Below are 19,240 nucleotides of genomic sequence, written 5' to 3'. Positions count from 1 at the left end.
AAAGAGGAATCCAGCGCTCGGGGGCATTCAATTCTATGGGGGGCTCTGTAGCACAAATACGACACTACAGCTCAGAAATATAACAACGAAAAACAGTCAACCTATTTCAGGACTTGACAGGGCGGAATCTCCAGGGTAACGGCTTAGGATCAGCTATGGATCAGCTTAGGATCAATCAGAGTGGGCAGTCAGAGGGGGCAGTCAGAGTGGGCAGGGTGGATACTTATGAGGGTTACCCGCCATCTCCGGATACTGATTTTTGTATCCAAAGCAATTGTAGCCAGAGCTTTACGCCTGAAGCCAGAGCTATCCACCTGTAGCCAGAGCTTTCCAAAGCAGGGGTCCCCGCTTGCGGGGCTTCCTAATATTTGGCAGAGGATCGGAATCCTCTGGCTATAGGGTTTCCCCTTTTTCTCTTTTCCCCTTTTCCCCTTTTCCCCTTTCAGGCAGAGGATCGTAATCCTCTGGCTACAGGGAAAATCCTCTGGCTACAAGTGGAATCCTCAGGCTACAGAACACACTCTGGCCTCAAGTCCTCAGCTATCCAGGTACCGGGCCATTCCTCCCAATTCTTTACCAATCCCGCCCTCACCGGATTCTGGATAATGTACTCGGTAACATTAATCATTTCCTTTTCGTCCCTTACCACATGGTCGTAGCTCTCTTTCTGCCAAAGGCTGCCGGTTCTTCCCAACGACCGGTTGATCCGGTTTGCCGTGTACCTTTTCCAGCCATAGATTATTCGCGCGGGGGAAAAGCTGTTTCCCTCTGCGTCTTGTAGAGGCAGAATGAGGGCATGCACATGGTTGGGCATGACGCAATACGCGATCAGCCGGTAGCGCAGTCCGTTGAAGTGCTGGAAAGCCGTGGCGATGATATCCGTGATCTCCTGGCTCTGCAGGAATCCTGGCACTTCAAAAGATTTATCCAGCAGCTCGTCGAACCAGGCAAAACGCAGCCCGGCTTCCCTGACTTTCGCAGCTTGCTTGTCCTCGGGCAGAGCGTTTTCCCATTCCTTCAGCCATTCCTGCCTGCGCCGGGCAAACTCCTCCATGATTTTGCTGGGAAGGGTGAACTTGAGCCTGTAGGTGATGAACAAAGGTTTGTCCGCAGCAAAGAAATGAGGCAGATTCTGAGCTTAGTAGCCGGATCTCAGGTTGTGGTTGGAGATCGTGTTGTGTTTATTCATTGTTCTCTCATATGTGTAGCCTGGTATGATTTGTAGCTAGAGCAAATGTAGCCAGAGCTTTACGCCTGTAGCCAGAGCTTTACGCCTGTAGCTAGAGCTTTACGCCTGTAGCCAGAGCTTTCCAAAGCAGGGGTCCCCGCTTGCGGGGCTTCCTAATATTTGGCAGAGGATCGGAATCCTCTGGCTACATGGAATCCGGCAGAGGATCGGAATCCTCTGGCTACAGGGAATCAGGCAGAGGATCGGAATCCTCTGGCTACAGGGAATCCGGCAGAGGATCGGAATCCTCTGGCTACAAGTGGAATCCTCCGGCTACATTGCAATCAAGGGCCAAGCTCCAAGAGCCAAGAACCAATCAATTCATAGCCCTGCAGAGACGGAATCCCAAGAGGCTGCCGAAGACGAACGGAAAGAAGGAGCCGTTACGGGACGACACACGGCAGTTAGTGGCTTCGTAGAGCCAGTCGCCACCGCGCAACAGACGGTGGGTTCCGCTCGCAGGGCCGGTCGGATTTTCGCTGGGGCTGCTGCTGTAATAGCTGCTGTCATACCAATCCCAGCACCATTCATGTACATTTCCGCTCATGTCATGGGTTCCCAGCTCGTTGGGTGCTTTGGTTCCGACAGGTTTGGTGCCATGGGGGCTGTTGTTGCCATCATACCAAGCCACGGCGTTGATGTAATCCGAGCCGCTGTAGAAATAGTCAGGTGGGTCCACAGCACCCCGGGCCGCGTATTCCCATTCGGCCTCTGTGGGCAGCCGGTAGCCGTCGGCGCTCCAGTTGCAGGTGGCGGTGTTCCAGATAGGGATGTTTGGATCAGTGTATACATAGGGGACTTCTCCCCAGTCAGCAGGATTTGTAGAGCCACTGATCGTATAGCAGGGCATGAAGCCCTCCGCAATGCTGCGCAGGTTGCAGTATTTGAGGATGGCGTACCAGGAGGCATTATAAGCAGGATAATTAGCCCCAAGGCCATAGTTGCTTGTCCAGCTTGAACCCGGCTGCAGATACTGGGCATACTCCGCCTGCGTGACCTCGTACTTTCCGATGTAGAAGGGGCTCAAGGTAACGCTGTGCGTGGGCAATTCATTGCTATTGCCCCCTCCGTGCGTATCCCCCATGATGAAGGTCCCGCCGGGGACGTAGATCATCGGACCAGCAAGAGTATAAGTCGCGCTGGCCGTGGCGCTGGACGTCCAGCCGTATTTGAAGCCCTTCGCCTTGAGCGTTGTGGTGGCATCTACTTCGATCGGGCCTGTATACTCGGCTGACATGTATGTCGGCTCGCTGCCGTCGTCGGTATAGCGGATGACAGCGCCGTCTGTGGCGCAGGCGATGCTCACGCTCTGCGGGCCGGAGTAATATCCGCCGGGCGGATCGAAGACCGGAGTGGCCACCTCCCCGGCTCCGTCGTCGGCGATCACTTTTACGCGGTAACTGGTTCCGGGGCCAACGCCGTCCTGCCCGTAGTTCCAGAAGATCTCATAATCCGCGCCAGCCGCGGGGGCCGGCAGCAGCCCGATATCGCCGCTCAGCGCGGTCGGGAAGATGCTGTAGGTCGCCCCGCCGTCCGCGGAAACTGCCACGCTCACCTCGCAATCCAATTCGAAAGGATTAGAAAGCCTGTAGGCAATCAGCACCTGGTCGCCCAGTTGCCCGGCCAGAACGCTGGTGACCACCGGCGCCGCGGCCAGCAGGCCAACCGCCAGGATCGCGATGAGGGTCAAGATTTGCTTGTTCATGATCGCCTCCCTCACTTGATCAGCACCAGTTTGGCGCTGGATGCGTGGCTGGCGGACCTTAGCCTGAGCAGATAGATCCCGCTGGCGCAGGGATCTCCGCGTAGGTCGCGTCCGTCCCAAACCAGTTGGTGGCTGCCCGGGGCATAGCTTTGGATGCTGACCGCCTGCCCCGCGAGGTTGTAGATGCCGCAGGTCGCAAGCTCCCCGGCTTTGACTTGCAGGCCGATGCTGACCACCGCTCCGCCCCGGAAGGGATTGGGCCAGGCCGGCCCGGTGAACCCGGTCTGCTGGCTGGGAGGAATGATCGATTCCTCCACCCCGGTCTGGGTGATCTCAAAAACGTTGGATTCGCCCTCTCCGACGAAGGCGTGGATGCTACCCGCCAAAACGAGAAGCGTGAAAAAGATGAGAAATCTGTTCATTGCCTTTCTCCTTGCTGGTGCTTGTATTTTGCCCTGCCGGGCCTCAGCCGCCCGGGAAGTGATTCCCGGCTCGTGATGCTTTTCTTTCCTACACGTGAGAAAATCGCGCTGATCCTGCCGCGCGCGCAGCCAAAAACCTGGTCTCTCCATACAAATAACCTCGGGGCAATATATGCAACCATGCTCATTTCTGTCAAGCAAAATATACCTGTTTCATATATTTTCCAGCATGATCGACAATGACACCCTCTTTGGTTCAGCGCTAATGGGGCATAGTGGTGTGGTGGCATTTTGGCGGGGTGGCGTGGAGGGCGATCCCGTAACACTGGCTTCAGCCGGTCGTTCCGCTGGCTTGAGCCGGCTTGGGGAATGGAGCTTGAAGGCCAGACTTGATCTCTGCATCAGGAAAAAAACCAGCTGAAGTTGGTGCAGTCTGTTGACAAACCTCGCCGCAGGTGAGGTGATGGAATATAGGCGGCGGCTTTAGCCGTCGTATTTCAAAATCATGCCATCCATGTTTCAGGCCCCACCCCCTCTCCAAACTCAGATCTGATCTGAGTTTGGAGAGAGGGTGGGGAAGTTGTTAAATAAACATGATCTCCGTGAAAACCCGGGATAAATCCCGGGTCTATTTTCCTGCACCGGTTGAAACCGGTTTGTCAATAAGCTGAACCAGCTGAAGCTGGTGGAACGACCGCTGAAGCCAGAGTTACTGCATGGCTCTCTACCCCATCTCTGTGCCTCTGTCTCTCTGTTTTGACAAATCTTTTCTTCGGTTGGTTGCTGGAGCCGGAACAAAAGGCAGATAGCTTTCGATACGCAGCCAAAAAAGGCGATTGACAATATCCGGCGCTTGGAAAAGCGTGAATTGGGATCCCGCTCCCCGGGACGGGTGGATCCTGAAAATCAAGAATAATAATGACTGTAAGGATAAAAGAAATGGCCGAAAAACTCACTCCGATCCCCTTCAAGCATCTGCCCGAAGGCTTTGACATCACCTCTCCCGCCATGGTGGAAGAGCACATGAACTCCCTTTTGCGGGAACCGGTCTCCACTCCGGAAGACCTGATCCTGCTGATGGAGAAATACTCGGACCTCCTGCGCGCCGTGGGGGACGAACTTTCCTGGCGCTACATCCGGATGACCGTCCATGCCGACGATCCCGCTCTGGAAAAGGCTTACAACGATTTCTTCAGCCAGGTCGTGGCACCCTTGGAACCAATGAGCTTCCAGCTGAAGAAGCTTTTTTACGCCAGCCCGCAGCGCGCCTTTCTGCCCGAGGAAAAGTATGCCCATCTGAACCGCATGGTCGCCAACGACATAGAGCTGTTCCGCGAGGAGAACGTGCCCCTGAAGGTACAGGAATCCGAACTGGCCAACAAATACGGCGGGATCGTGAGCAAAATGACAGCGGAATTCGAGGGCAGGGAACAGACCCCGGCCCAGCTATCCGTGTATCTGAAAGACTCCGACCGGCAGAAGCGCGAAGCCGCCTGGCGCCTGCGTCTGGGCTGTTTCGCCGGCCAGGAGGGGGAACTGAACGATCTTTATGACGAGCTGCGCGGAGTGCGGTCCCAGATCGCCGCCAACGCAGGCTTCGCCAACTTCCGGGACTACAAGCACGCCGAAATGGGGCGTTTTTCCTACAGCCCGGATGACCTGTACAAGTTCCACGCCGCGGTTGAAAAGGTGGTGGTGCCCTTCGTGAAGGAGCTCGACGCAGAGCGCGTGAAAGCCCTGAAACTGGACACCCTGCGTCCCTGGGACACGGCTGTGGACCTGGACGGGCGCAAGCTCCAGCCCTTTGAGACCACGGAGGAATTCATCGGCAAATCCGTGCGAGTGCTGGAAAAGGTCAAACCGGCCTACGCGCGCCAGCTCCGGCTGATGGACAACACCGGCCTGCTGGATCTGGAAAACCGCAAGGGCAAAGCGCCCGGGGGATACAACACCAGCATCAGCAATCTCGGCTCTTCCTTCATCTTCATGAACCACGTGAAGCTGCACGGCGACGTGGTCACCCTGCTCCACGAATCCGGCCACGCCATGCACGCGGCAGCGATGAAGGACATCCAGCTCGCCCCCTATGCCGACACTCCCAGCGAGGTTGCGGAATTGGCCTCGATGAGCATGGAACTGCTCAGCATGGACCATTGGGACGAGTATTACAAGAGCGCGAGCGACCTCAAGAAGGCCAAAAAGGAGCAGCTGGAAGGGACCCTGTCTTTCCTGCCCTGGTGCATGACCGTGGACGCCTTCCAGCACTGGGTCTACCTGCATCCGGAACACGGCGCGGAAGAGCGGAAAAAGGCGTTTCTCCAGATCAGCGGCCGATTCTCTTCCAGCCTGGATTGGAGCGGGCTGGAAGACTTCCGGCACCTGCGCTGGCTGATGCAACTACACATCTTTGAAGTGCCTTTCTACTACATCGAATATGGCATGACGCAGCTCGGCGCGCTTTCCATCTACATGAACTACCGCCATAACAAGGACCGGGCCCTGCGCCAATACCAGGATTTCCTCGATCTGGGCTATTCCAGGCCGGTGAGCGAGATCTACCGGGCCGCGGGAATAGAATTCGATTTCTCCGAAGCGCGGATCGGCGAGCTGGTGGATTTTGTCAAAAGCGAACTGGCCGAGGTGGAAAAGCTCTGACCGAGAGCGACTTATGCTGTTCATAGCCAGTCCCAGCCACTTTGCCCCCTTCAATATCGCCAGCGAGGAATATATCCTCAAAAACTTCAGCGAGGACGTGTTCCTGCTCTACCGCAACGCGCCGTCGATCATTGTGGGCCGGCATCAGAACACGCTGGCGGAGATCAATTGCGGCTATGTGCAGGAACACAGCATCCCCGTGGTGCGCAGGCTGACAGGAGGAGGAACGGTGTTTCACGACCTGGGCAACCTTAACTTCAGCTTCATCATGAACCGCGGTGCAGACGAAGAAAAAGGCTTTGCCAAATACACCGCCCCGGTGCTGGCCGCGCTGCGGGAACTGGGTGTGGAGGCACGTCTGGAAGGGCGCAACGACCTGACCATCAAGGGAATGAAGTTTTCCGGCAACGCCCGCGCGGTGTACCGGGACAAGGTCCAGCAGCATGGCACGATCCTTTTCTCCTCGCGGATAGCGGACCTCTCCGCCGCCTTGAAAGCAAATCCGCTCAAGTTCAACGACAAGGCCGTGAAGTCCGTTTCCAAGCGGGTTACCAATGTTTCAGACCACCTCAGCCATCCCATCGGGCTGGAGGAATTCATCCTGCTGATCCAGGCCCAGGTGCTCAAACTCTATCCGGACGCGCGCGAATACGCGTTCAGCCCGGAGGACGAGGAGGCGATCAGAAAGCTGGTGGAAAGCAAATACGACACCTGGGAATGGAATTTCGGCAAATCGCCCCAATATAACCATGTGCAAGCGATCCGCTGCGCCGCGGGCACGATCGAATTTCACACCGACGTCCACCAAGGCCTGATCACCGGGCTCCGCATCTACGGTGATTTCTTCGGAAACCGGGACACAGCTGAACTGGAGAGGGTTTTGACCGGCCTGCCCCATCGCGCGGAAACGCTGCTCGCGGTCCTGAAACAACAGCCTCTGCAGGAATTCTTCGGCGAGGTGATAGCAGAAGAGCTCCTGGCCGGGCTGATCTGAGCAGGTCGAATTTTGGGGTGAACGGCGGGTTTTGCTTGACCCGCATCGGGCAAAAAATCCCTTGACCAATAAAGCGTCCTTTTTAACAATGGAACAAGCAAAAATTGGAGTATTCATGAACATACATTTTCGCGACGTTCAGACCGGAAGCGTGGAAGCGCGGGCCGTCATGGAGATCGCAGAAGGCGTTTTTCTGAACGAGATCACGATCCTCAACATCGAAGGCGAGATCGTGGTGGAATTTCCCAAGAAGAGCTTTATGGGCAAAAGCAACCGCACCTACTACCTGGACATCGTCACCTTCGAGGACAGCGACAAGCGCATAGTCTGGGAACTGGAGATCAAATCCGCCTACCGCGAATGGCGCAAGACCAACAAGAAAGTATTGATCTACGAACAAAAATAAGATAGAGGGAGGATCATCATGATCACCGACTTGCAAGACATCGTCTCGACCAACATCCGCGGGATGCGCCGCTCGGCCATCCGCGAACTTCTGAAGTTTCTTGGCCAGCCCGGTCTGATCTCCTTTTCCGGAGGCTTTCCCGACCCGGCCACCTTCCCCATCCAGGAACTGAAAGGCATCATGGCGGACGTGATGGACAACGAAGGCGCCATGGCCCTGCAATACGGTCCCACGGAAGGCGACACCCTGCTGCGCACCATGATGGTGAACCGCTACAAGGCGTCCGGACTGGATATCAGCCTCGAAAACCTGATCATCACGACAGCCTCGCAACAGGCCCTGGACCTGATCGCCAAGATTTTCATCGACCGCGGGGACACCGTCATCGTGGGCCTGCCCTCCTATCTGGGCGGCCTGAGCGCTTTCAACTCCTACGGCGCAAACATGGTTGGCATTCCCATGGACGACGAGGGTGAAATTCCCGAGATCATGGAAGCCAGGATTAAGGAAGCCATCGCCCGGGGCAAGAAACCAAAATTCATCTATGTGATCCCGGATTTCCAAAATCCCGCCGGCATGACCATGAGCGAAAAGCGCCGCCTGGAGATAATCGACCTCGCCCACAAATATGACATCCTCATCCTGGAAGACAGCCCCTACCGCGAACTGCGCTACGAAGGCGAGGATCAAAGGACCATCTATGAACTGGAAGGCACCGGACAGGTGATCCTGCTGGGCACCTTCTCCAAGATCTTCTGCCCCGGTTTCCGCATTGGCTGGGTGGTCGGGCATCCCGACATCCTGGATAAGATCGTGGTCGCCAAGCAAGCCACCGATCTCTGCACCCCGCCTTTCACCCAGCGCATCGCCGCCCGCTACATCGAGCAGGGCTATCTGACCCCCAAGATCAAGGATATCTCCGTGCTTTACAAAGCCAAGCAGAAAGTGATGCTCGATTCCCTGCAGGAATTCATGCCTGAGGAATTCACCTGGATTAAGCCCCAGGGCGGGCTCTTCCTGATGGCCTACGGGCCCGAGGGCATCGACACCGGCGCACTGCTGCTGGATTGCATCAAGGAACAGAACGTGGCCTACGTTGCCGGCACCTCCTTCTTCTGCGACGGCAAGGGCCAGCATACCATGCGCCTAAACTTCTCCTACGAATCCGAAGAGAACAACCGTGAAGGCTGCAAACGCCTGGGAACATTCTACAAACAGGTTTTGGCCAAGAGGTCCTGACAGATAAAATGCTTTTAATAATATACAGAACCTGGAGGAATGATGCCTAAAAAAGTCGAAAAAGACCGCATGGGCATGATCATCAGGGAGGAAGACGCTCTGGAAAAGATGGAGGTGGAAGTCACCGAAGTCAAGGAACCGGGCGATGAGGACTCCCCCGTGTTAATTTACTACAACTGGTGCAAGAAATGCGGCATCTGCGTCGCTTTCTGCCCCACCGGATGCCTGGGACGCAAAGCCGATGGCGCGCCCTATGTGGCGAATCCAGACAAATGCATTCACTGCGAGACCTGCGACCGGCTGTGCCCCGATTTTGCCATCACCGGCGCCAAAGACCGATCAGGATGATAATGATGAAACAGAGCAAGAAAATTACGAATCCTGCCCCCACGCCAGAAGCCAGAACACCAAAACCGGAGACCAAGCTCGAGGAATTACAGGCCGTTCGCGAACGCAAGACGATCCTGATGCAGGGCAATGAAGCAGTTGCCTATGGAGCCCTGGATGCAGGCTGCGATTTCTTTGCCGGCTATCCGATCACACCCTCCACCGAGATCGCGGAGATCCTGGCCACCGAATTGCCCAAGCGCGGCGGCGTTTTTATCCAGATGGAGGACGAGATCGCCAGCATCTGCGCAATCACCGGCGCTTCCCTGGCCGGGGCCAAAGCTTTGACCGCGACTTCCGGACCCGGATTTTCCCTGATGCAGGAAGGGATCGGCTTTGCCAAGATCACAGAAACGCCCTGCGTGGTGGTGAACGTCCAGCGGGTCGGGCCCTCGACCGGAATGCCGACCAGCTGCGCGCAAGGCGAATTGCAGCAATCACGCTGGGGCAGCCATGGCGACAGCCCGGCTATCGTTCTCTATCCCTACAGTGTGAAGGAATGCTACGAACTCACGATCCGGGCCGTCAACCTTTCGGAAAAATACCGCACCTGCGTGATCCTGCTGCTGGACGAAGTGCTGGGCCACATGCGCGAAGCGGTGCGGCTTCCGGACATGGCCAACGTGCGCGTGATCTCGCGCATCAAGCCAACCGTTCCGCCCCATTGGTACAAGCATTATGATGAAAACCAGAAATACCTCTCTCCCCTGGCCAGTTACGGCGAGGGCTACAGGTTCCACGTCACGGGGCTGACCCACGACGCGCTGGGATTTCCCACCAATAAACCGACTGAGGCGGCAGACATGATGGACCGCCTGCGCAAGAAGATCACCTACAACATCCGCGACCTGGTCCAGATCGAAGGCTATCAGATGGAAGACGCCAAGATCGCCATTTTCGCGGCCGGCATAGTCGCCCGCGCGGCCAAATCCGCGGTGGCGATGGCCCGCTATGAAGGCATTCCGGTGGGCCTCCTGCGCCCGCTGACGATCTGGCCCTTCCCCGATGACGCGGTGCGCAAGATGCTGCGCGACGTGGACATAGTGGTGGTGCCAGAGCTCAATCAAGGCCAGCTGGTGCGCGAGATCCAGCGCCTGGTCAAAGACCGCAGCGACAGCAAGCTGATCAAGATCCAGAGGGTGAACGGCAGGTTGATCTCACCCACAGATATCTTACGCAAATTGAGGGAGGTTATCTGATCATGGCCACAATACCGCAACGCGTCATTCACGATTACCTTCGCCACGACAAGAAATTCCCCCACGTCTGGTGCGCCGGCTGTTCCAACGGCATCGTACTCGGCTCGGTCATCCGGGCCCTGGCTGGCATGGACATCCATCGCGACGACATTGTCATGGTCTCCGGCATCGGCTGCTCCTCGCGCATGCCTGTTTACGTGGATTTCAACACCCTGCACACCCTGCACGGGCGCTCCATAGCTTACGCCACCGGAGTCAAGCTGCACAAGCCCTATCTGAAGGTGATAGTGGTCACCGGAGACGGGGATTGCACCGCCATCGGCGGCAACCATCTGATCCACGCGGCCCGCAGGAATATCGACCTCACCGTCATCCTGGTTAACAATAACATTTACGGCATGACCGGCGGACAATGCTCTCCCACGACCCCGCACGACGCGATCGCCACCACTGCGCCCTATGGTAACATCGAGCCGGATTTCAATGTCTGCGAGCTGGCCATGGGTGCCGGGGCTTCCTATGTGGCACGCACCACGGCCTTCCACACCCAGGAGACCCAGAAAATGGTCGCCGAAGCGATCGAGCATCCAGGCTTCGCCCTGATCGAGATCATCAGCGCCTGTCCGGTGATCTACGGCCGCCTGAACAAGAAAGGCGGAGCGCCGCAGATGATGAAGGACATGCGAGACAACTCGGTCCCTCTTTCCGCCGTGGCCAAGCTTCCTCCGGAAAAGCTGGAGGGTAAGATCGTCCGCGGTGTCCTGCGTAAGGAGGTCCGGCCTGAATTCTGCGCCCAGTACGCCGACTTGGTCAAACGGGTACAGGCCATGGGAGGTGAAGCATAATGAAGAACTATGAACTGCGCCTTTCCGGCAGCGGTGGCCAGGGCCTCATCCTGGCTGGAATTATCCTGGCCCGGGCAGCCGTTTTGGACAAATACCGCGTCACCCAGACCCAGAGTTACGGGCCTGAATCCCGCGGCGGGTCTTCACGCGCGGATGTCATAATCAGCGACCATGACATCTATTTTCCCGAGGCCACCAATTTCAACTGCCTGCTGGCCCTCACCCAGGAAGCCTGCGACAAATACCTCTTTGACCTGCGCGAGAACGGCATCCTGATCATCGACACCACCTATGTGAAAAACCTTGCTCTGGCCGCGGAAAACACCTATGAGCTGCCGTTCACGGAGATCGCCATCGAAAAGCTGGGCAGCCCGATCACGACGAACATCCTCTCGCTGGCCTTCCTGGTCAAGATAACCGGGATCGTGAAGGAAGCTTCGCTCAAGCAATCCATCGCCGAGACCGTCAAGCCGGCCTTCGTGGAGATCAACCACAAGGCCATGAAGCTGGGGTTCGACCTGGCCGCCAAATACGGTAAATAGGAGCTCCCAGCATGATCAAACATATCTCCCACATCGGCATCGCGGTCCAGGACCTGGACGAGGGAATCGCCTTCTATGAAAAGCTGGGCCTGGTTTTGGAAGGGACAGAGGAAGTGCCATCTCAAATGGTTAAAGTGGCCTTTTTCCCCTGCGGCGACACCAGGATCGAACTGCTGGCGCCGACCTCGGAAGACAGCCCCGTGGCCAAGTTCATCGAAAAAAGGGGCGAAGGCATCCAACACATCGCCTTTGCCGTCGACGACCTGCCCGAAGCATTGACCACAGCCAAGGAAAACGGGATCCGGCTCATCGACAAAGAACCCCGGCCCGGAGCCCATCATGCCGACATCGCCTTCCTGCATCCCAAATCAAGCTTGGGCGTGCTGATCGAATTCTGCAAGGAAAGCGAACACAAATAAACACTGACAAAACCCAACAATAAATGGCTGGCCAGCGGGCCGGCCTTTTTTGTATCCGCTGTTCCGGTTGCACTTTCACCCAACACATCCCGAACAACATTGGGAATGTGTTGGGCGAAATTACCAATGGAACAGCTTGATGTTCTGAGGGCGGAAGGGGAGCAAACAAAAACCCGGGAGCGAACTCCCGGGTTGGCTATCATTATGGATGTTGGCTTAGTTGATGGCGATCACGCGGTAGAACTTCCTGGTGGTCGCGGGAGTTGAGTATTCGATGTTGTTAGTGGTTCCCAGTTCCGTGTAGCCAGTGAACGGATCATCAGAATGTTCGATCCTGTAGCTGGAGGCTCCGTCCACGTCGTTCCAGGTCAGCCAGATCGTCTCGCCGATCCGTGTGATCGTGACCATAGGGCTTTCCAGGGATGCCACGTAAGGCTCGAAATCAGAGAGGAACCGGGCGGTGAAGAGGTTGCCTTCGGTAGAGCGGGAATTCGGCAGTCCGATGATGTTGACGGTCTCCACTGGCACTATAGTTCCGATGTAATCCACATCATAGAAGGTGGTGCGGAAGTTCATAGTGCCTGTGTTCATGGGATACATAATGCCGTTGGCGAAGGTGATTATCCCATCCGCCGTATCGAAAGTGATATTGGTGATCTTGACCAGTTCGGATTCGTAGTTCTCGAAGTTAGCCACCAGTTCAGCCAAAGTGATCACTTGCGGGATCACTGTGTTGTTGATTGAATATGGGGCCCCCGGATCGGCCAGCGGCGTGAACTGCTTCATTCCACCATACTCGGAAACCGTTCCGATGATGTTGATGATGCCGTTATATAGGTTATACGCGGTGGTAATGTGACCGGCAAGATCGTCGATCAGAATTCCGGCTGTGCTGTCCTGGATGTATTTCTGGTTGCGGAAGGTCTGCTGGAAAGTGAGCACTCCCACGCCGGTCAATCTGTATATGACACCAGGTGTTCCGGCTCTCAGGGCCGCGATCGTCGCCACATCAGTTGTGAAGATGTATTCAGCGCTTGCCACACCACTGGGAGTGTAGCCGGCCGCGTAGGCGATCGCCTTGAGTGTCGTTGTCTGGCTGATCATTACAGGAGCTGTATATACTGACCCGTTTGTATCGCTGGGGACGCTTCCGTCAGTGGTGTAATAGATCGTGGCATTCGGGGTCGCGGTGCTGATCGCCACATTAACCGGGGAATAGAATACTCCCCCCTGTGGAGCGAAGACCGGAGTTTCGGCCAGCGGTGTCCCGGGTGAGAAAGTGTGATATCCCAGGAAACTAAATGAATCGATAGGATAAACATCCCATTCCGTGCCCAGGGTAACAAAGGCCTCAGGACCTGTTCCGGTGGGATTTACAGTAACACCCTGCACTACAGTGGGTTTGCGGACCAGGGTCTTGTCCAGGGTGGAATAGCCGCCGTCGGCAGTCCACTGGGTTCCGGGATCATTTCCGATCACGCCGAAGATATCGACGTATTCTCCGGTGCTGATCTTGATCAGGGCAAGCGCGTCGTCGCCATTGAAAAAGGTTACCGTGCTGGTGACATCCGCGACGGCGAGTATGGCCGCGTTGGCAGACGCATTGGCGATCACATAAACATCACCGTGAGCAAGCATTCCGGTCATAACCAGAGTGTTTCCTGCCGTGGGTGACCCATTGGAATAGAGCTCGACCTTATAATCGCTCAGATCAACTGCCATTCCGGTTCCGTTGAATATCTCCAGGGCCTTGTTGCTGCTGCTTCCTTCGAGATATTCGGAGAAGAAGAGGTCGACCGCGTAATCTCCGGCGGGCGGGTTGGTCGTGCCAGAGATCGGAATTTCATAGGGGCTGGCGTTCGTGGAATTGTGCACGATCGATCCGTTAAAATTCCCTGCTGTCATGGAATTCAGCCGCACATACACCAGGCCGTTGAAGTTAAAAGGAAGCGTCAGCGTGGTTAACCAGGGATCAGAGCCTGTCGTGCTGAGTTCAAAGGGACTTTGCACGGTCACGATGATATCCGCGGACGCGTTGGTGGCGCTAAGGCTGTATGATTGAGCTGCTGACGGGGTCCCTTCTTCCTGGGTGAAAGCAGTCAGATTCGCGACGACGTTCCAGACGACATCCGGAGCAAGGGTCTCGCCTTCCACGAACACAGTTTGCTCGGCCGCTCCCGGGCTGTTGTGAGTGATGTTTCCGCCATGCGTTCCCACTTCAATTCCCACCAGGCGCACATAGATGGGGCCGGAGAAAGTCGAGGCGACCTGGATCGTGCTGTCCCAACCAGTGGTTGAACTGGTCGATACCTCGAAATCTGCGGGGGCTACGATCGTGATCGGGCCGGTCAGATGCAGCCCGCTAAGCTGATAGCTGCTTACCTCTTCAGAGGGGATGCCGGCAATGTTGACCAGGGGATCAGGAGTGCCGGAGACGATGATCTCCGGCGTGGGAGGAGCTTCGCCGCTCCAGAGGATCGCCCAGTCGTTGGTAACCCGGATACCGTCAATTTGCGCGATGGGAGTATATGTACCCTGTCTGATGGCAAAGGAACCGATATTGGCAGCATCAGTACCCGCCACATCGGCTGCCGTGATCTGCGGTGCAGGCTCAGTTGCGCCGATCGTGGGGTTGATCCACATGTAAACTTCGTCATTGGTGGGTCCAGGATTGATGACATACTTGAGCACGACCAGGTAGGTGGTGTTCAGAGCATAGTCGTATGTATCGCCAGTCCAGACGGCTGTAGCAACCGCTCCCGCTTTCGTGAGGCCGAAGCGAAGGTTGTCCTCGGCATTCTTTTGCACGAAAAATCTACCCTTGAAATCGGTCCCGATGTTTTGCGGCCCCATATGGACGATGTAATCTCCTGTCGTGTTCGGTAATGAACTGGCATTGAACAAGAAGGCTGTATACACCGTGCCGGAAGTTTGGACCTCAAAATTTCTGTGAACGTCTTCCGCGCTGCCAGAGAAGACAGTTTGCGCACTGTTGCCGGAAGCTGGGGGATAATTTGGATAAACCAATCCGGTTGTTCCCACAACCGCGGGTTGCGTACCCGCACCGCTATGAGCTATCCAGCCGTTGTCCGTAAGCAAAGTGCCAGCCGTATAGTTGAAGTTCTCTTCCATGAATATGGTCGGCCCAACTACATCGGTCACTTCTCCGCTAACCGGCAGATCGACCTGAGTGGCGCCAGAGCTGGTGTGGGTGATGTTTCCGCCATAAATGCCGATCGTGGTTCCGGTCAGTCGGACATAGACCAATCCGCTGAAAGACGGAGGAACCGATGCGTTGGAGGCATAGGAAGAACCGTCGGTTGAGAGCTCAAATCCCGCCGGAGCGGCGATATTAATATTCGCGGTGAGGAATTGTCCGGCCAAGGTGTAGCTTTGGGCTGGAGATGGAGTTCCCACTTCGGTTGTGAAGGCAGACAGATTGCCGGTCACACTGATCAGAGGAACCGGATCAGACACCGTTCCGCTGACAGCTTTGTCGACCTGGTCCGCGCCGGTGCTGGTGTGCGTGATATTGCCGGAATAACTGCCAGCGGCGCTTCCTGTCAGGCGGACATAGACGGGTCCGTTGTAATCCAAAGCCAGGGTCTGGGCTGTTGTGTAGAAGGTCACGTCATCAGTGGAAATGGCGAAGCCGTTTGGTGGCGTGACGACGATGCCCTCGGTCAGGTTGCTGCCTATCAGCGTGTAACTTTGTGAAGCTGAGGGAGTTCCGGTATAGGCGCTAAATTCCTCGAGGGTCCCGATCGCGGAAATCATTGGAATTGTGGCAGTGTAGCCAGTCCAGGCAACATTGTCGATAACCACTTGTCCATCCGAGTTGTTCACGTTGATGAATTTCAGAACGAAATCTCCGGGCACATTAACGACGATCGGTCCGGAGTTCAGGATCACTCCCTGCTGGGCTAATGAAGTTACATTGCCCACCACAACATCATTGACGAGCACATTCAGGTTCACAGTTGTGGAAAAAGCTTGGGAATAGTCGAACGATATTGTTCCAATACCACCACTTATGGTACCTGAATAGACATTGGATTGAGGAGTTCGATTGCGCCCAATCATGATGGCTTTTGCAGTTATCTCATAATCTCCCCGGCACTGTTCGTAAGTCCAGTTGGAGCCATCCTGTCCCAGAAACGTACCGTCTGCATAGGCGGTACCGGTTAGAGTCAAGTTTTCGAATGTCTCCAAACCCTGCGCCCAGACAATTCCCAGTCCGAGCACGAGGCTAAACACCAATAATAGTTTTCTAAGCATGTTAATCTCCTTGCTTAAGTCTTTTTTAGGTCAATCTCATGATGCCGGAGTCTCTATCCGGCATCACAAATTACTGCAAAACGGTAAAACACTTGTCCGCCCGGCCTTTGAAGGAGCAAGGCAATGACAGGCCAGGATATAAATCAGTACCGGGCGATCCCCGATATGGATAAATCTCCATAAATACCAAGATAACTAAACGCCCCCAATCCGTCAATTTATTTCTAGGATATTTTGATGTCCTGATCCCCCGCCCAAGTGCTCAAAACAGATCGGATAATGGCTTTGCCCGCGCCCGTGCTTTGGATTATCATATCTGTAAAAAAATCAATGCAAAGGACATCCACATGACGACATCCGAAAATCCCCTGCTGAGGCAGCAGAACGACCACCGTTTGCAAGCCATACCCTTTCCGGAGATCAAGACGGAGCATTTCCTTCCCGCGGTTGAAGAGGCTTTGAAGCTTGCCCGGGAAGAGATCGAAACCCTCAAGAGCAATCCCGCTGAGCCGGATTTTGAAAACACCATCCTCGCCCTGGAACTGAACGGCGAAGTGCTGGACTATGTTACCACCATATATTACAATCTCCTTTCAGCTGAGTCGGACGCTGAGTACAAAGCCCTGGCGCAACAGATATCCCCGCTGCTGGCGGAATTCAGCAGCAGCATTTCCACCGATCCGGCCATCTTTGAGCGGGTCAAAAAAGTCTATGAACAGGAAGTTGCGGGCCAGGCCAAACCAGCCTTGCCGCAGGACCTGGATGACAAGGAAGCGCTGAAGAAAGCCGAACGCTACCGCCTCGTGGAACGGGTTTACAAAGGCTTCATCCGCGGCGGCGCCATGCTGAGCCCGGAAGACAAGGCCAAACTCACCCAGATCAACATGGAAGCCTCCAAACTCAGCCCCAAATTCAGCGACAACGTCCTTGGCGCCACCAACGCCTGGGAACTGCACATCACGGATCCCAAGGACTTGGAAGGCATGCCGAAGAGCGCTCTGGCGGGCGCCGCGCACCTGGCCAAGGTCAAAGGCAAGGACGGCGGCTGGCTGTTCAATCTGCAGCCCTCCAGCATGATCCCGCTATTGACCTATTGCAAGAACCGCGAACTGCGCCGCCAGATCCAGACCGCCTATGCCTCCCGCGCTTTCAAAGACGATTTCGACAATCAGGCCAACATCAAGCGCATCCTGGAACTGCGCGAACAGCGCGCCCATCTGCTTGGCTACAAGAGCCACGCGGATTTCGTTCTGGAGGACCGCATGGCGGAATCCTTCCAGACGGCCTCCGCTTTCCTGGAAAAGATCTACGCCGTGGCCTATCCGGCGTCCCTTAAAGAATATCAGGAAGTGGCGGATTTTGCCCGCGAGACCGATGGCATCACAGATTTCCAGCCCTGGGACATGAGCTATTACTCGAACAAACTCAAGGAGCAGCGTTACGCTTACGATCCCGAGGAACTGCGCCCCTGGTTCAAGGTGGAAAACGTTTTGGAAGGCCTGTTCAGCGTGGCCAAACACATCTACGGAATCGAGGTCAAGCAGGTTTTCGACGTGCCCGTCTACCATCCGGATGTGACCACCTGGGAAGTTTATGACAAGGCCGGAAGCTTCCTCGGGCTGATGTACATGGACCTCTTCCCCCGTGAAACCAAGCGCGGCGGGGCCTGGCAAACATCCTTCCAAAGACAGGGCCTGCATTCCGACGGCCTGCGCCGGCCCCACGTATCCATCGTGGCATCGCTGACCCCCTCAACAGAAGACCAGCCTTCGCTTCTGCGCCTCGATGAAGCGCGTACCATCTTCCACGAATTTGGCCACGCGCTCCATTCACTGCTTACTGATGGTTACTACAAAGGACTTTCGGGCACCAGCGTGCTCTGGGACTTTGTGGAACTGCCGAGCCAGATCATGGAAAACTGGCTGCTCGAGGAAGAGGCGCTGAACCTCTTCGCGAAACACTACGAAACCGGGGAACCCCTGCCCAAGGAACTGCTGGACAAGGTGATCGCCGCCAGGAATTTCCAGGCCGGGCTTGCCAACCTGAACCAACTCCGCTACGGATCGCTCGATTTTGCCTGGCATACCACTCCACCCGAGCAGATCAGCGATATCGACGCCTTTGAAAAGCAGGCCACGCAACGCTTCCAGGTGCTGCCTCCCATCCCGGGAAGCAATATGTCCTGCGCCTTCGCCCACATCTTCGCCGGAGGCTATTCCGCCGGCTACTATTCCTATAAATGGGCCGAGGCACTGGAAGCTGATGCCTGGAGCCTCTTCCAGGAAAAGGGAATCTTCAACCCCGAGGTCGCCGGTTCCTTCCGCAAATACATCCTGGCGCGCGGAAACGCCTTCCATCCAATGGACCTGTTCGTCGCCTTCCGGGGCAGGAAACCCGATCCAGACGCCCTGCTCAAACGGGATGGCCTGATCCCCGAACAAGCCTGACGGTATATTTGACCAAGAACGCCGGCCCTAAAAAGCCGGCGTTTTTTTTGGATGCGTGGGAAAGTGGAAGCGTGGAAGGGTGTAACACTGGCTTTAGCCGGTGTTACGACCCCATTATTCATTCTTCATTCCTTCATTATTAATTGAAAAAATCCCCTCCCGCCATCCCTCTGCCAGATACACACCAAGGCGTCGCAGCCCCCGCCAGGGCGGTCATTGACTAGAACACTCCGGTCAGGTCGTCGTAGGCGCTCACGCTGTCCAGCAGGTCGTTGTCGATCGCGGCCTTGAGCGTATCCACCACTCCCAGGCCCACGGTGCCGATGTCGCTGGCGGTCAGGCTGGCCAGGTCGACGTGCTCGGAATCCGCCTTCTGCCAGGCGTACATCAACTTGATGAAGATGGCGTAGGCAGTGGGCGGCAGCTTGGTCTTGGGCACGTTCTGGCTGCCGTTGCGCTGGCTGTAGCTCTTGA

The 19,240-nt window shown here is 56.0% G+C and carries 15 protein-coding genes; 10 read left to right on the top strand and 5 right to left on the bottom strand.

Annotated features, from left to right (window positions below):
• Window positions 1–508: 508 nt before the first annotated feature.
• The 3 genes from K0B87_06215 to K0B87_06205 all read right to left on the bottom strand — a co-directional run bounded on the left by K0B87_06215 (window position 509) and on the right by K0B87_06205 (window position 3,355).
• Window positions 509–1,099 (bottom strand): transposase, encoded by a 591-nt coding sequence (locus K0B87_06215; GenBank protein MBW6514336.1) that lies wholly within the window; start codon window positions 1,097–1,099, stop codon window positions 509–511.
• Between the two features lie 445 nt (window positions 1,100–1,544).
• Entirely contained in the window at window positions 1,545–2,933 is a 1,389-nt protein-coding gene (locus tag K0B87_06210) for an SUMF1/EgtB/PvdO family nonheme iron enzyme (GenBank protein ID MBW6514335.1), read from the bottom strand.
• A gap of 11 nt (window positions 2,934–2,944) precedes the next feature.
• The gene (locus tag K0B87_06205) at window positions 2,945–3,355 is read right to left on the bottom strand and encodes a T9SS type A sorting domain-containing protein (GenBank protein ID MBW6514334.1); all 411 of its coding nucleotides are present in this window, start codon (window positions 3,353–3,355) and stop codon (window positions 2,945–2,947) included.
• A 939-nt stretch (window positions 3,356–4,294) separates the two neighbouring features.
• On the opposite strand from K0B87_06205, the gene K0B87_06200 reads away from it, so the two are divergent.
• From K0B87_06200 to mce, 9 genes are all read left to right on the top strand, one after another.
• On the top strand, window positions 4,295–6,010 hold the full coding sequence (locus K0B87_06200) for a M3 family oligoendopeptidase (protein ID MBW6514333.1): 1,716 nt from the start codon (window positions 4,295–4,297) through the stop codon (window positions 6,008–6,010).
• Window positions 6,011–6,023: 13 nt separating this feature from the next.
• Complete coding sequence (locus tag K0B87_06195; protein MBW6514332.1) at window positions 6,024–7,004, top strand: lipoate--protein ligase; 981 nt, start codon at window positions 6,024–6,026, stop codon at window positions 7,002–7,004.
• A 115-nt stretch (window positions 7,005–7,119) separates the two neighbouring features.
• A complete protein-coding gene (locus tag K0B87_06190) occupies window positions 7,120–7,410 on the top strand; it encodes a hypothetical protein (protein ID MBW6514331.1) in 291 nt (96 codons plus the stop codon).
• Between the two features lie 18 nt (window positions 7,411–7,428).
• On the top strand, window positions 7,429–8,649 hold the full coding sequence (locus tag K0B87_06185) for a PLP-dependent aminotransferase family protein (GenBank protein ID MBW6514330.1): 1,221 nt from the start codon (window positions 7,429–7,431) through the stop codon (window positions 8,647–8,649).
• Between the two features lie 42 nt (window positions 8,650–8,691).
• The gene (locus K0B87_06180) at window positions 8,692–8,997 is read left to right on the top strand and encodes a 4Fe-4S binding protein (protein ID MBW6514329.1); all 306 of its coding nucleotides are present in this window, start codon (window positions 8,692–8,694) and stop codon (window positions 8,995–8,997) included.
• The gene (locus tag K0B87_06175; GenBank protein ID MBW6514328.1) at window positions 8,994–10,235 is read left to right on the top strand and encodes a 2-oxoacid:acceptor oxidoreductase subunit alpha; all 1,242 of its coding nucleotides are present in this window, start codon (window positions 8,994–8,996) and stop codon (window positions 10,233–10,235) included. Before K0B87_06180 ends, K0B87_06175 begins: the two co-directional genes overlap by 4 nt.
• 2 nt (window positions 10,236–10,237) lie before the next feature.
• The gene (locus K0B87_06170; GenBank protein MBW6514327.1) at window positions 10,238–11,080 is read left to right on the top strand and encodes a 2-oxoacid:ferredoxin oxidoreductase subunit beta; all 843 of its coding nucleotides are present in this window, start codon (window positions 10,238–10,240) and stop codon (window positions 11,078–11,080) included.
• Entirely contained in the window at window positions 11,077–11,622 is a 546-nt protein-coding gene (locus tag K0B87_06165) for a 2-oxoacid:acceptor oxidoreductase family protein (protein ID MBW6514326.1), read from the top strand. Before K0B87_06170 ends, K0B87_06165 begins: the two co-directional genes overlap by 4 nt.
• Window positions 11,623–11,633: 11 nt before the next feature.
• Window positions 11,634–12,041 (top strand): methylmalonyl-CoA epimerase, encoded by a 408-nt coding sequence (gene mce, locus K0B87_06160; protein ID MBW6514325.1) that lies wholly within the window; start codon window positions 11,634–11,636, stop codon window positions 12,039–12,041.
• A 216-nt stretch (window positions 12,042–12,257) separates the two neighbouring features.
• On the opposite strand, the gene K0B87_06155 is transcribed toward mce, so the two are convergent.
• Window positions 12,258–16,319, bottom strand: coding sequence for a chitobiase/beta-hexosaminidase C-terminal domain-containing protein (locus tag K0B87_06155; GenBank protein ID MBW6514324.1), 4,062 nt, complete (start codon window positions 16,317–16,319; stop codon window positions 12,258–12,260).
• 347 nt (window positions 16,320–16,666) lie between these two features.
• Between K0B87_06155 and K0B87_06150 the strand changes: the two genes are divergently transcribed.
• Entirely contained in the window at window positions 16,667–18,766 is a 2,100-nt protein-coding gene (locus K0B87_06150) for a M3 family metallopeptidase (protein MBW6514323.1), read from the top strand.
• A 220-nt stretch (window positions 18,767–18,986) separates the two neighbouring features.
• Here the strand turns inward: K0B87_06150 and K0B87_06145 are convergent.
• Window positions 18,987–19,240 (bottom strand): hypothetical protein (locus K0B87_06145; GenBank protein MBW6514322.1); only part of this gene is annotated, 254 nt, incomplete at its 5' end.

Origin of the sequence: Candidatus Syntrophosphaera sp., from assembly GCA_019429425.1 — a bacterium.
Taxonomy (GTDB): Bacteria; Cloacimonadota; Cloacimonadia; order Cloacimonadales; family Cloacimonadaceae; genus Syntrophosphaera.
Note: the sequence above shows the minus strand (reverse complement) of the source record. Positions and strands in the feature narration are given on the sequence as shown.